9 protein-coding genes are annotated in these 13,216 nt (G+C 71.5%); 2 read left to right on the top strand and 7 right to left on the bottom strand.

Annotated elements, in window-relative coordinates:
* Positions 1 to 17 precede the first annotated feature (17 nt).
* The 5 genes from JO379_RS28335 to JO379_RS28355 all read right to left on the bottom strand — a co-directional run bounded on the left by JO379_RS28335 (position 18) and on the right by JO379_RS28355 (position 6,268).
* Positions 18 to 449 carry a phage tail protein gene (locus tag JO379_RS28335; protein WP_130881344.1) on the bottom strand — a complete coding sequence of 144 codons (432 nt, stop codon included), beginning with the start codon at positions 447 to 449 and terminating at the stop codon, positions 18 to 20.
* 2,232 nt (positions 450 to 2,681) lie between these two features.
* On the bottom strand, positions 2,682 to 2,840 hold the full coding sequence (locus JO379_RS28340; RefSeq protein WP_165451670.1) for a DUF6760 family protein: 159 nt from the start codon (positions 2,838 to 2,840) through the stop codon (positions 2,682 to 2,684).
* Positions 2,837 to 3,232 carry a hypothetical protein gene (locus tag JO379_RS28345; RefSeq protein WP_130881343.1) on the bottom strand — a complete coding sequence of 132 codons (396 nt, stop codon included), beginning with the start codon at positions 3,230 to 3,232 and terminating at the stop codon, positions 2,837 to 2,839. Before JO379_RS28345 ends, JO379_RS28340 begins: the two co-directional genes overlap by 4 nt.
* A 108-nt stretch (positions 3,233 to 3,340) precedes the next feature.
* A complete protein-coding gene (locus tag JO379_RS28350) occupies positions 3,341 to 4,897 on the bottom strand; it encodes a hypothetical protein (RefSeq protein WP_209517568.1) in 1,557 nt (518 codons plus the stop codon).
* Positions 4,898 to 4,951: 54 nt separating this feature from the next.
* Positions 4,952 to 6,268 (bottom strand): NHL repeat-containing protein, encoded by a 1,317-nt coding sequence (locus JO379_RS28355; RefSeq protein WP_209517570.1) that lies wholly within the window; start codon positions 6,266 to 6,268, stop codon positions 4,952 to 4,954.
* Between the two features lie 486 nt (positions 6,269 to 6,754).
* On the opposite strand from JO379_RS28355, the gene JO379_RS28360 reads away from it, so the two are divergent.
* Together JO379_RS28360 and JO379_RS28365 are read left to right on the top strand one after the other, a co-directional pair.
* Positions 6,755 to 8,653, top strand: a complete 1,899-nt coding sequence (locus JO379_RS28360) for an eCIS core domain-containing protein (protein ID WP_209517572.1) — start codon at positions 6,755 to 6,757, stop codon at positions 8,651 to 8,653.
* Positions 8,654 to 8,868: 215 nt separating this feature from the next.
* A complete protein-coding gene (locus tag JO379_RS28365) occupies positions 8,869 to 11,040 on the top strand; it encodes a hypothetical protein (protein ID WP_209517574.1) in 2,172 nt (723 codons plus the stop codon).
* A 76-nt stretch (positions 11,041 to 11,116) separates the two neighbouring features.
* On the opposite strand, the gene JO379_RS28370 is transcribed toward JO379_RS28365, so the two are convergent.
* Together JO379_RS28370 and JO379_RS28375 are read right to left on the bottom strand one after the other, a co-directional pair.
* Positions 11,117 to 12,244 carry a hypothetical protein gene (locus JO379_RS28370; RefSeq protein ID WP_209519052.1) on the bottom strand — a complete coding sequence of 376 codons (1,128 nt, stop codon included), beginning with the start codon at positions 12,242 to 12,244 and terminating at the stop codon, positions 11,117 to 11,119.
* Between the two features lies 1 nt (position 12,245).
* Positions 12,246 to 13,190, bottom strand: coding sequence for a hypothetical protein (locus tag JO379_RS28375; RefSeq protein WP_130881337.1), 945 nt, complete (start codon positions 13,188 to 13,190; stop codon positions 12,246 to 12,248).
* Between the last annotated feature and the right edge of the window lie 26 nt (positions 13,191 to 13,216).

The following is a 13,216-nucleotide window of genomic DNA, read 5'->3' on the forward strand; positions in this document are numbered from 1 at the left end:
GGGACAGTCCGGACGGGTCAGACGGTGATGCCCAGGAAGCCGTTGTGGGTGATCTCCAAGGTCTCCCGGGCCGGTTGTGACTGGTCCACATCGAACGTCGGCCCGCTCCAGCGCACCGGCAGCACACCGTCGAGGAGCCACCGCACCAGTGGTCGCCGGTCCGGGCCGAGGGCGACGAGCTGGCCCGGCAGCCGCACCGGTTCGATCACCTGAGCCCGCAGCCAGGCCCAGACGAGCACGGTCTCCTGCGTCAGCGGCCTGCTGAGCACCACGTTCGTGTAGCGCAACCGCGTCGGCAGCTGCCACACATGCCCGTTCGTCCCGCCCTCGACGCGCTCCTCGACGTCCATGGCGCAGCCCAGCCCGTCACAGGCCGTGAAGGAGCCGAGGGCGTGCAGGCCTATGGAGAGCTCGAAGTGGGAACTGACGGCGAAGGGCTGGTCCGGCATGTGCGAGCACTCCGTGGGTTCGGGCGGTGCGGCTGCTTCGAGGGCGACGAGCCGGGGCGTCGTCGGCGGGGCGTCAGCGGGGTGGGTAGGTGCCCCAGGGGCTGCCTTCCGTCGGTGGTGGAGCCGGCGGTGACGGCGACTGCCACCGCACCGCCGCCCGGCGCGTCCGCCGGGAGAACCCGAGGGCCGGAACCACGGCCTCGGCCAGGAGCCCGGCGTGCCGCCGGACGACCTCCTGAGCGACCTCCCGGGCGATGGCCGCGGCGTCCGGTGGGGCCGGGTCGTGCGTGGTCCGCGGGGCCGGGGCGGGGGGCGGGGCGAATGCGAACGAGGGGGCCGTGGTGGACGGGGCGCCGGCCGCTGGGCCGGGCGGCTGTTCGTTCCCGGCGGGGGGCGGGATGACGAACGGCATGGCGGTGCCGGGTACGCGGGGGAGCGGCCGCCCGACGCCGAGCCGGTGCCGGGGGGCGGCCGGGGGGAGGTCGCCCCGATCCCTCCCCACCACCGGACCGGGACTCCGCCCCGGATCCCACGAAGGGTTGGGGCCGGGCGGTCCGCCGGGGGCCTGTCGGTCACCGGAACGCTCCGAGAGGAACGCGTCGTGGTCCTGCCGGCCCGGGGGGCGAGCGGAACCCTGCGGAGGCGTCCCCCGGGTCTCGCTGTGGCCGCCCCGGGGCTCGGCGTGGCCGGGGATTCCGGGAGAGCCGGGACCGGAGACTTCGCCTGGTCCCGGCCGGCCCGGGTGGTGTTCCGGGTGCCGTGCCGGGCCGGAGCCGGCTGCCGCGATTCGGTGGGGTCGGTTCTGTCGGTCCCTCAGGTTCCAGGGAAGGTCGTAGCCGGGGGTGTCATCCTGGTCGGGCTGATCCTGATGGTGCTCTGGAACCTTCGTCGTGCTGGGACCGTCGGCTGCGTCTTTGTCGGATCGGTTCTGGCGGTGCCCGCGGTTCTGGGGAAGGTCGTGGCCGGGGGCGTCATCCTGGCCGGGTGGGCCCTGATGACGCTCCGGATCCTTTGCCGTGTGGGGACCGTCGGCCGCGTCTTTGCCGGATCGGTTCCGGCGGTGTCCGCGGTTCCAAGGAAGACGGAGACCGGGGAAATCGCCTCGGCCCGGTCGGTCCGGGTGGTGCCCCAGGACCTCCGGCGGACCAGGGGTGCCGGTGCTGGCCCGGTCCGGCCGGCTTCGGCGGTACCAGGGAGCCCACGACGTGCTGGGTGCTTCGGCCTGGTGCCGTTGCGCACGCTGCTGTTCCGGGCCACTGGCCGGGCCGCCGCCGTCCGCTCCGCCTTCGTCCGATGGGTCTTGGCGGTGCAGGGGTCCCCGCTGAGGAGTGAGGCCGCGGTCTCCGTCCCGGGACGACGGGCCGCGTGAGCCCACCCGGTGAGCTTCGTGGTGGCCGAGGGCGTCTCCGTCGTGCCCACGGTTCCTGAGCAGCCCACGCACAGAGACCTCGTCCGGTCCCCGTGAGCCCTCAGCGCGTACGGAACCGTCCGGAGAACGAGGGACGAACGGCTCACTCCGGACTCCGCCGTCCGTGGCGTGCCCAGGGATCACAGGACTACCGGGCCGTCCGGTGGCCTTGCGTCTGCCGCGCGCCGGGCTCCCCAAGGCGCCGGCTTCGCCGGGCTCGCTGTCGGCCTGCCGGCCCGGGGGACTCCCTGGGTCGCTCGCGGGCCCAGGTGCGCGGGGCTCGGGCCGCCCTATACCCGCCGAGGCGCCGGGCTCGCTCCAGGCTCGCCGGTCCGCACCGTTCCCCTGCCGGGGCAGGCCGGGGTCCTCAACAGTCCCGCCCTCATGCCCGTACTCGTCGGACCGCCTTTCGACACGCCTTGTGGCCGCCGGGGGAGCGGGGGCGAAGGCCCCGGTTCCGGGAAGCGGCGGGATCGGGGAAGAGCTCACCCCCGGCATCAGCGGAACTTCCGGCACCACCGCCACCCCGGTCAGAAGAGCGCCATAGTCGGCCGGTGTCAGTGCCAACGGCACCCCGCGCGGCAGCAGCCGGCCGTCGGCCGTGACGAGCGGCGCCGGGCGCCAGGCCTCCAGGCCCCGCCGGAAGGCACCGAGCCCGCAGGGGAGCGGCACGGGCGTCCGTAACAGCCCGACGGGCGCGACGACACGCCAGTCCGCACCGGGCGGAGGCCCGGGCGGAGGCCCCGCCGGGGGCGCCGGGGCCCGGTCGGGCGCCGGGCCCCCACGCCGTGCCCGCCTGAAAGGGCTCAACGGGTTCAACCCCTTCACCGCCCCTCACCGATCGCGGTGTTGATCCGCGCTATCTCACGCACCCACGCGCGCCGCTCCGCGTGCGGCAGGGTGAGGATGTCCTCGTACGCCCAGTGGAAGTGGTAGGCGAGGTAGGCGCACTCCTCACGGAGCCGGCGCTCCGGGTGCGTCATGCTTCCCCCAGGCGGCCGCCCGAGGCCGGCCCGGGCAGGGCGAAGCTGGTCCCGCAGGAGGGACAGGCGACGGCGCCGTGGCCGGAGTCCAGGCCGTTGATGCGCCGGTAGAGGTCCTGGAGATGGGCGAGGTCCTTGGCGAAGAGCTGCTCCACCACGCCCGCGTGGACCTCGCTCACGGTCCCCAGCCGCGTGATGACGAGGCTGAGGAGGACCACCCCCAGATAGGCGGGGTTCTCCCTGACCCGCTGGTCGATCAGCGGCGACAACTCGTCGCGGGCCGTGGCGAGTCGCATGGTGCCCTGGCGGTGCACGGTGCCCGCGGCATCCACATAGCCGTGGGGGAGTTCGAAGTCGTACTCGGTGCGCAGCAGTGCGTCGTTGTCGGGCATGGTGGGGGCGCGTTCCTCCGTCTGTGCCGAGGGATGCGGGCATTCGGCGGCCGGACCCCGGCTCCCGCCGTACGGGCGGGAGCCGGGGGGCCGGTCAGTGCGCGGCTGTCACTGGATGTTCTGTTCGAGCAGCAGGCTCACCGGGGTCTTCGCCACCCAGACCCGTACGGCGAACACGTCGGCCTTGTCACCGGCCGTCAGCACGGGGGATGTGGCGCAACCATCGGCTTCGCCGGTCACCTTGGCGGTGTCCACTCCGCCGGGGAACGTCGCCGCTCCCTCGTCGCGGATCGTGAAGGTGACTTCGGCGCCCGGCACGGGACTGCCGTCCTTGTCCTCCACGATGACCTTCATCGGCTCGTCGAAGGACTTCCCCGGGGATACGGTCTGTCCGGCACCCGAGACATAGCGGACGTGGTGCGCGGCACCCACCGGCGGGGTGACGGTCAGCCGGGAGAAGGAGGCGACGGCCTCGGTCTCCGTCCAGCGGGCGGTGACGACGCAGGGGCCTTCCTTCAGCGCCTTGAGCAGCGAGCTCGTGGCGACGCCCGACTCCTCTCCCTCGGCCCCGGTGTAACGGGTCTCCGTCGGCTTGTCGTTCTCGAAGACGGCCGAGCCGCCCTCCACGGAGAACTCGATCCGCTGTCCGGTCACCGGCGTTCCGTCCAGCTGGACGGCCTTGACCACCAGGGCGTCGGCGAAGCGCCGGCCGACGACGGTCGACTGGGCGTCCCCGGACACGACGGCCAGCCGGTACCGGGACACACGCCGCAACGCCTGCCTGCCGGAGAGTGCGGACCACAGCCGGCTGTCGGCGGACATGGCCAGCCCCGAGGGCCGCGAGCCGTCACCGGTGGAGATCACGGCGGCCCTCGCCTCTCCCGGCAGGACGTAGCCGATGGCGTCGCCCTCGGGGCCGGCGAACCAGAGGGTTCCGTCCGCGGTCGCCTTCAGGCGGCGTGCCGGACAGGGGGAGTCGACGCGCGTGAGCAGACCGTCCCCGACGCTGTACTTGTAGAGCGCGTTGTCCGGGGTGGCCACCCACACGGTGTCGCCCGACGGCGTCACGGCCAGGTCCCGTGCTTCTACGCCGATGGTGACGGCGGGGGAGAAGTTGCCGGTGAGGGCGTCATAGCGCACCAGCGACCTGCCCCCGGGCGAACTGAGCCAGTAGAGAGTCGGCTCGCGCTCCCCGACGGCCACCCCGTACAGGCCGTCGGGGTAGATCAGTGAAGTCGACAGGGCGCCACCGGAGTTGATGAAGACCAGCCGACTCCGGTCGGACAGCACCGCGACGATACGGTCCCATCCCTCACGGCTCTTGGCGAGCGCCATGGAGTGGCATTCCCGCCCGCTGTCCAAGGGGTGGGTCTGGTAGTGGCCGTTGTTGTCACACTTGACGAAGACGGCCGCGCTCTGCCCCGAGAGGAAGGTCCACACGCCGTGGCCGGGCCAGGCGACCAGGGAGTTCGCGGTACCCGCGAAGCCCGGTCCCGGGGTGAAGACGGTGTTGCTCCAGGGGCTTCGGGGCTCGAAGCGGCCGATCGCGCCCTCCGCCGTCACGAACCACAGGTTCTGGTCGTCGCTCTGCCATGCCAGGTCGACGGCGGCCGTGCCGATGGGGAACTCGTCGGTGTTGCCGAGGGGGATCGTTGGGGCTGCCATTCTGGTGCTCCCTCCGGAGAGGCGGGATGAACCGCGGGTGTCGATGCCGGACCACTAGCCCTGGGTGATCCTCAGCGTCGTGGTCGCGTGCGGCTCGCTGTCGCCCAGACCGACGCTCAGGATCGCCACTTCCTCGATCAGCCCTGCCGACACGGGTGGTACGGCGACCCGGCCGAGCTGGTCGGTCAGGATCACGCGTTCCTTGGACCCGTCGTCGAAAGTCGCCCCGTCCGCCTCGATGCGGCAGGTGAGCGGAATGCCCGGTACGGGGTGGCCGTTGGAGACGTACTCCACGATGAGCGGATGCTCGACGTGATCCTTCATGTGCACCGCGGACTTGCCCTGGTGCACCACCTGGGTCCGGCCGGCGAGGGAGGCGCCACCGTAGGGAGGCGGCGGAACGGAGTACTTGCCGAGGGACTTGTTCGTGGGGTTCGTGTACCAGAGCTCCCCGTTGGTGCCGACGCAGAGCCCCTTCGCGCCACCGCCGTTGGGGAGGTTCACCATGGAACCCGGACCCGGCTGACGGCGGTCGATCTCGTGCAGTCCCTTGCTGGAAGCCACCCACACCTTGTCGTTCGTGTAGAACACCAGCTGTTGCGGCACCGCGTCGCCCAGGGACACGGTACGAGAGGTGCCTTCCGCGATGTCGTAGCGGACGACCTGGTTGGGGTTGGTGGCGGTGAACCAGACCGCCTCGGTGTCGGCGATGATGTAGAAGGGCTTCTGCTCGCCCTCGAGAATCTCGACCTTCTCCCATGCCGTCTGCCCGGGCAAGCGCCGGTAGAGGCCGTTCTCGTTCCTGGCGGGGCTGACGGTGGTGTCCTTCTGGCCCGTGGCCCAGTAGGTGTGGGTCTTTTTGTCCGCCGCGGTCGTGACGGCCACATCCCACAGCCATGTGCTCCGGCCGATGGGCATCTTGTCGTAGACGCCGCCCTGGGCCGGGACGGGAAGGATGCCGATGTAGCTGTGCTGCGGTTCGGCGAACAGCAGGCTGTAGCTGATGTTCGGCTGGCCCTCGGTGCCCTTGTCGGTCGTCCGGAGCGTGATGCTCTCCGCCTTGGCGTCCGGCTCCAGGGGGATCGCGGTCACCGGGTAATTCCCGTAGGTCTCCATCACCAGGATGGGGTCCCGCCTGGCGGGCGACGCCATCCAGATCCGCTCGTTCTCGGATACCGGGTCCTTCATGACCCCGGCCGTGAGGTCGTACTCCCCGGTGGGGATCGATTGAGCACTGTTGGGGTCATTGGGGTTGATCTTGACGACGGTCTTGCTGTTCGTGGTGATCCACAAGTACCGCCTATTTCCCACGGCCACCGAATGCGGCGTCTTGTTGAGACTGAACTCCTGGATGCTGGCGATGTCCGCCATGGTGCTCCCCCTCCGGCCTTTCGTTGACGCGTGAACTCATCAGAGGGCGCGTGGAAGTGCGCACCGGCAAAAGGTGCCGCGGATTGATGGTTCACGCGGGAGCGGCGCTCGACCGGTTGAGAGTATGCCGCCAGCACTCCCTGCCGCACCTGGTCGAACCGGCCACCGTGGGGATGGGGCCGCGGGCTGCAGCCAGGCGCGGTTCCGGTGCCGGGGGCCGGAAGGCATTTCAGCTGCAAACAAGGACATTCGGAGCACATCATTCCGTACGAGTTCCCTCACCTCCGCCGTGGCCTGGATATGTGTCAAGAAGGTCTGCACGTTGCCTATTCGGCTCTGCGGCGTGGCCGGAATTCTTTCAAGAACCGTTTCCGCACACGGGAAATCGGCCCGATGGCGAGAAGCAGCAGAGGGGGCGTGAGATCCCGTCCTTGACGCTGCTCGACGATGCGGGCCACTGTTGGTGGTCTCGCCTTGAGGAGGGCCATGCGCCGTTGGGTTCCGAAATCGAACCGGTCGCAGCGCCCGGCGCGGATCTCACCCGAGCCCGCACAGGCCGAGCCCGCGCGGGCCGTGGCGCCGCCGGAGAGGGCCTCGTTGCTCCTGGCCCTTCAGCGGGCGGCCGGAAACGGCGCGGTCCTCAGGATGCTGCGAGCGGGTGGGGCGTCCCGGGAGCTGTCCGCCGTGCCCGAGGTGGTGCGCGGCGGTGGCCGGCCGCTCGACGCCGGCACCCGGGGTGCGATGGAAGCACGGCTCGGTGCCGATCTGTCCGACGTACGCGTCCATACCGGCCCCGCCGCGCAGCGATCGGCCATGGCGATCGGCGCGCGCGCCTACACTGCCGGCAATCATGTCGTCATCGGCCGCGGCGGAGCGGACAAGGCCACCTTGGCGCACGAGCTCACGCACGTCGTCCAGCAGCGCAGGGGGCCGGTGGCGGGCACCGACACCGGTCACGGGTTCGCGGTGAGTGACCCGGACGACCGCTTCGAACGGGAGGCCGAGGCCAACGCGTCACGGGCCATGAGGGCACCGGTGGAGGCGACGGAGCAACGGCCCCTCGACACCGTCCCCGCACCGGCCGCGAGCACTCCGGTCGTGCAGCGCGCCATGCACCTGGCGAATTACGACGAGCGGATCTACCAGGACTCGCTCGACCCGGGCGCCGAGTACGCCTTCGTGAAGAAGGCCGACGGTAAGCTGCTCTTCGCGGAGTACGGCGGCGTCGACAGGCTGAAGGCCGCCCTCGGTGCCGTCGGCTTCGCCGGCGACCTCCGGTCGAGCGCCCTCGACGCATTCATCAAGGGCGCCTACCGGGACAGGGGCCCCGTGTGGCACCACCTGTGGCACGAGCTCGGTGGCCTCTTCCACTACGACAGCGTCACCAAGGCGACCGGCCCTGTCGGCGAAGAAGCCCTGGGCCGCGCCACGCCCGGCCTCGTCGCCGCGATCGTCAGGCATGGTCCGCAGATCTGGCACAACTCAGGCGGCTCGCGCGCCCCGCGGGCGGAAGGGCGTCTGTACGGCCTGGCCCCGTCCCGCGACCAGGCCCTGCACGTGCTCGGCATCGACGAGGCCACGGCCCCTCATTTCGACGACGTGCGGTACGAGAGTCTCGCCGAGCGCCAGTACGAACATCGGCGCGCGCTTTTCCAGGACAAGGACAACGGCGCCAACGTCTTCGAGTACGAAGGACGTTTCCCGGGAGACCGGACGCGGATGATGTACGTCTCCACGGCCGGCACGGCCCGCGCCGCCGCGCACCGCATTCGCATCGCGAACCGACGATTCAGCGACGCCGAGTTCTTCAACCGCGACATGGACGAGGCAACGCAGCGCGCGCTGCACGCCGAGTACGCCCGCCTCACCGCCCCGCGCCCGGACACCGGCTGGGTGCCGGGCACGGACCTGACCGCCGTGGACCGCGGAGCCGGCCAGGACAGCGCGATGAACGGCTGGAACGCTCTCGGCGTGGTGGCCTACGCCAAGCGTTTCCTGGGGGATCCGTACGAACTCGAGCAGAACTGGGAATGGCTCCACGTGCAGGGTGCGCAGATCGGCGGGTCGACCGACGCGACCAACCTGGTGGCCGGCGCCTACGTCACCAACTCCGCGATGATCCCCTACGAGGACATGATCGCCAAGTGGGCCGGAACGGATGCCCGCCACTTCTGGGCCCGGTTCGAAGTGACCCCCGCGGGGACCCTGTTCCCGGCCAGGATCAGGCTCTCCATCAAGACCGACGGCCACCGGGATCTCGGCACGCTTCCTGGGATGGTCCTGGCGGAGTTCGATCCGCTGCACGGCAGGATCATCGATCGCCTCGCCGGCGAGGTCATGAAGCGCAATGTCGACGCCACCCGCGGTGTGTACGAGCCCGGCTGACGAAGACACGAGCTGAAGGACCAGGTCCACCAGCGATTCGCCAGCGGGATGCGGTCTCAACGGGAGGACAGGAGCGGAAGATGCCGGTGCGAGGAAAGACCGCCGAGACTGCGGCTCGGCGTGGCGCCGAGTCGGCAGGGACAGCACATGCTCCCCGCGCGGCCCCTCAGCCTCTCCCGACACGTGCCCCGCCCCCGGGGGGCGCAGCGCAGATCATGGCCCTCCAGCGTTCCGCGGGAAATACCGCGGTCGCCGCGATCCGGCAGCGCTCGAACGCCCAGGACGTCCGGCGTCCGCCCGGCCGCACCCTGGACCCGACGCCACGTGACCGGGCGGAAGCCCGGGGAGCGGCCGGCCCGTCCCGCGCGGACCGCATGCCGACTCTCAGCCATGCGCTGAACCAGGTCGCGGAAGGACTCGACAACACCGCTGGGCTGGCCGCGGACCACGCCGCGCAGATGGAAGAAGCGGTGCACGGCGCCTTGAGCCGCGCGCTGGTGACCCTCGCCCGCGAAGGCCCGGCAGCCTCCGCGCAGCGCGTCGGCACTCTGGCGGCCGGGGCCGCCACACAGGCCGCCGCGTGGGCCACGGAACTGCCCGGTCGCCGGGTCGCCGAGCTGCTGCCGCTCCCCGACGAGCTGTCCGCCCTGCTGCCCCGGCAGACCGTCGCCGAGCTGCTGCGGGAGGTCCCCGCAGCGGCCACCCGGGCCGCCGAGGCGGTGCGCGGTGGTGCCGCCACGGCGGAGGAAGCGGTGCACGGCGCCTTGGGCCGCGCGCTGGCCGCTCTCGCCGGCGAGGGCCCGGTGGCCGGTGCGCGGAGCGCCGGCACCTCCCTGGTGGAAGCCTCCCGATGGGCCGGCGGCGCGTTGGCCCAGGTCCCCTCCGCCGCCCAGCAGGCATTGGTCGAAGCCGTTCCGCTCCCGCAGTGGTGCACACGCCTGGCGCTGCGCTGGGCCGCCTCGTACGCCGCCGCGCACATCTACGGAGCGGCCCGCCAGGCCGGGCAGACCGTGGCCGCGATCGCGGGTGAACTCGGTACGGAAGCCATGGGGATGATGGACGTGGTGGATCAGGAGCTGCGCCAGATATGCGCTCCGGCCGAGCAGGGCCCGGCCGCCGGACCCGCCGCCGCTCCCGAACTGACCGCGGAACAGCAGCACGAGGCCCAGTTGCGGGCCTTCCGGGCCACACTGTTCGGTCTCGGGCCCGCGGACGTCGAAGAGCTCATCGGCTGGCTGACGGCCGGGACGGGCCCTCTCGATGCGGAGCAACTGGCAGTGGCACGGGAGTTTCAGCACTTCCAACGGGCCGCCGCCGCCGGAGGCGCCGACGCGTACATGCGTGACTTCGACGCTGAGCGCACGCAATGGGAAGACAAGATCAAGTGGTTGCGGCAGAAGCAGGACAAGCTCACCCCGTCCCGCGTCCTCCCGCATGCGGTGCTGCCCGCACGCTACCGCGACAAGCACGCACAGCAGGAGGCCGAAATCACGGCGGCCCACGCCCGGTTGGCGGAGATCGAGGAACTGCGGGAAACGCTCGTGCGCGGCAGCCGGGAGATCGGCGTGCTGCAGAGCGTCCTCCAACACGTCCAAGGCCCCAGCGCGACGAACATGGAAAAGCTCAAGCCCCACGAACTCGCCGCCTGCGAACAGCTGCTGCAAGGGGCGCTTTCCGACGTCGAGGGGTACGGGGACCCCGCCGGCCTGAAAGCCCTCCTCGACCGGGTCCGTAGGGAACCGGACGCGCGGTCGATGCTGAAGATGGTCCGCGCGCGGGGCGTCGGCGAGCTGTACGCGCTCAAGGAACGGATGGACCGCCTGGCCGGAGTCCTCGGTGCCGAGCTGTCGGAGCGCGCACCGGGCTGGCTGGAGCGGACGGGTCTGCGCGAGACCGATCCGGCCCTTTCGGCGCAGGTGGAGCAGCTGTCGGGCCAGGTGGCCGAGGCGCACGCCCTCTCCGCCGAGTACGCCCGGCTGATCTCCCTCTACGAGTCGCCGGAGTACGCCGACCGTACCGCTCGCGCCGAAGCCGACCTGAAGACCTTCCGCGACCTCGACTTCCGCCGCCTGCTCGACCAGGAGTACGGGGAAGCCGCCGACCGTGTGGTCGCGGCCTCCGGGAACAACGCCCGGCTCCTGCAGGCCATGGGCATTCTGCTGGACCGGGTGAAGGGGGACCCCCCGAAGGGCCTCGGTGGTGTCCACATCAACATTCTGGAAGGCATGGCCGAACGTCTCCCGGACCTCGCGGCTGCCGCAGGCCCGTTCTACATGGAACGCGTGGACTTCGCACTCCTGCTGCGCGAGGTGGAGAAGGAACTGGCGGCCCGGCGTGCGGGCCCGCCGAGTTCGGCATCGACCGGCGACGGTCATGCCGGCAGGTGAAGAGGCTCCGCGAGAGTGTGTGCACGGCTCATCGATGCGGCAACGACAGCGCCGCTCCTTGGAAGCCGCGGCAGGGTCAGGACGGAACCGTGTAGTCGCCCCAGGAGAGGGTGACGGCCGCGGAGCCGGCGTTGTCCGCGGCGGCGTGCATCAGCGTGGCCTCGGCGGCGTCGAAGTAGCTGTCGCCGCCCGCGCCGCCGTCACCACCGTGGCCGCCTGCCCCACCACCTCCGCCGCCGCCTCCTCCGCCGCCGGAGTGAGCGCCCCATCCCCCGCCCCAGCCTCCGCCTGCGCCGCCTCCGCCGCCGAAGCCGTCGGTCCCCGCACTGCCGTCGGACGCCCGGCTCTTCGCGCTTCCGTTGGCACCGGCCCGGCCACCGGACCCACCGGACCCACCGGATCCGCCCGAACCACCGTTGCCGCCGTGGTAGTCCTCTTTCGGATCGATTTTGGCTCCCGCTCCTCCGGCGCCGCCCTGTCGTCCGCTCCCGTCTTTTCCGTCGCTGCAGTCACTGTCCCGGACGGTACCCTTGCCGCCCGCGCTGGAGGTCGTTCCGCCTTCTCCTCCGTTTCCGCCGTAACCGGGGTTGTACGCACCCCACTGCGATCCGTCGGAGCCTTGGTGTCCGTCGCTGCCGTCGCTCCCGCCCGTCCCCGAGCCGCCGGAGCTGCCTGCGGCCGGACCGCCGGCGGCCGAGACCACGCCGGCATCGCCTCCCGCGCCGGCGCCGCCTCCCGTACCGCCACCACCGGCGCCTCCCCCGGGGCCCCCGTGGGCGGAACTGCTGCCGCCCCCGCCGCCTCCCCAGCCGGAGTTCCCGTCGCCGCCCTTCCCGCCCGCATCTCCGCCGCTGCCGGCGCCCGCGATCAGGGTGCCCTTGTGGGAGACCCTGGCCGAGGCGCCCGAGGCGCCGTCGCGGGCGATGCGGACGGTGAGCTCGTCGCCGGGGTTCACGTACAGCAGGGCCTTGATGCTCGCGCCCTTGCCGCCGGCGGCGCCGCCGGACTGCCCGCCGGCGCCGCGCAGGTCGAGGTGGAGGAGGGTGACGTCCGCCGGGACCGTGAAGGGCCAATCCTGGTCCTGGCCCGTGTCGTGGAAGTCCGTGCTGCCCCGGGGATTGAGGAGGGTGAAGTGGGCACCCCTGCCGAGGGCGACGGTGCCGTTGACGGTCACGCTGCCGCCGATGGTGACTTTTCCGGCCATGTCAGTTGCTCCGGAGCGGACGGCCGTCAGGGTCGATGAAATGCGCGTGCGTGGTGATGTCGTCGGTGGCCGCGAGGGTGCCGGTGATGCCGGCGTTCCTGCCGACGTTCAGGTCGCCGTCGACGTGGGCGTCCTTCGTCACGTGCAGGCCCTCGTCGCCCACGACCTTCAGCCCGTTGACCGTGGGGTTGTCGACCGTGACCACCGTGGTCAGGTAGTGCGTCGTGGCACCGGTGACGTACTGGAGCACGAACGTCGTGTCCCGGGTGACCGTGCCGTTCCACTCGTGGCCGGTGGTGGGGTTCGGCTGGTCCTCGGCAGGGGTCGCGCCGCCGCCGCTCAGGATCGTGTACGACAAGGTGGACGGGCCGTTCCAGGTCAGACGGACGGCACCGCCGGACGACACCTCCAGCTTGTCCGCGCGGAAGTCGCACACCGCCTGCACCGGGATCAGCGGCGCCGGGAACTTGGTGACCGGGAGGGTGACGAACCCCGGGCTGTCCGGCCACTTGCCCGTGTCCAGCGTCGCCGTCTCACGGACCTCCAACCGGGCCGTGCCGGGCATCTTGCTGATGTTCAGCTTCTTCAGCGAGATGGTGATGCCGGAGGCGTCCACGGGAGTGCTGCCCCCCGGCGCCTTGGCGACGAAGTTGGCGTAGTCCCCTTCGGGGAGAACGATGCCGACTCCCTTCTGGAGGGGTTCCACGGTCCAGCCGGCGACACTGGCGTCGCCGTCGCCCGAGGTGGTGTCCACCAGGCTCTGGGCCAGGTCCCCGTGCGGCAGGGAGAAGACGATCTCGCGGCAGAACACCGTGCTGCCCCCACCGTTGGAGACCACGATGTGCACGGTGGTGGGCGGCGCGTCGGCGGTGGCCGCGTAGAGGGGGAAGGGCTCGCTGATGAGGGCGTAGTCCAGCAGGGGCTTGCCGAGGTCCGGCGCGTTCACGAAGGGGGATCCTTTCGGGGTCGCAT

The organism is Streptomyces syringium, assembly GCF_017876625.1.
Lineage (GTDB): Bacteria > Actinomycetota > Actinomycetes > Streptomycetales > Streptomycetaceae > Streptomyces > Streptomyces syringius.

What these genes read in the sequence shown, in the direction of transcription:
- JO379_RS28365 (WP_209517574.1), top strand. Translation starts at nt 8,869, where the DNA reads ATGGCCCTCCAGCGTTCCGCGGGAAATACCGCGGTCGCCGCGATCCGG.
- JO379_RS28370 (WP_209519052.1), bottom strand. Translation starts at nt 12,244, where the DNA reads ATGGCCGGAAAAGTCACCATCGGCGGCAGCGTGACCGTCAACGGCACC.
- JO379_RS28360 (WP_209517572.1), top strand. Translation starts at nt 6,755, where the DNA reads ATGCGCCGTTGGGTTCCGAAATCGAACCGGTCGCAGCGCCCGGCGCGG.
- JO379_RS28350 (WP_209517568.1), bottom strand. Translation starts at nt 4,897, where the DNA reads ATGGCAGCCCCAACGATCCCCCTCGGCAACACCGACGAGTTCCCCATC.
- JO379_RS28340 (WP_165451670.1), bottom strand. Translation starts at nt 2,840, where the DNA reads ATGACGCACCCGGAGCGCCGGCTCCGTGAGGAGTGCGCCTACCTCGCC.
- JO379_RS28335 (WP_130881344.1), bottom strand. Translation starts at nt 449, where the DNA reads ATGCCGGACCAGCCCTTCGCCGTCAGTTCCCACTTCGAGCTCTCCATA.
- JO379_RS28355 (WP_209517570.1), bottom strand. Translation starts at nt 6,268, where the DNA reads ATGGCGGACATCGCCAGCATCCAGGAGTTCAGTCTCAACAAGACGCCG.
- JO379_RS28345 (WP_130881343.1), bottom strand. Translation starts at nt 3,232, where the DNA reads ATGCCCGACAACGACGCACTGCTGCGCACCGAGTACGACTTCGAACTC.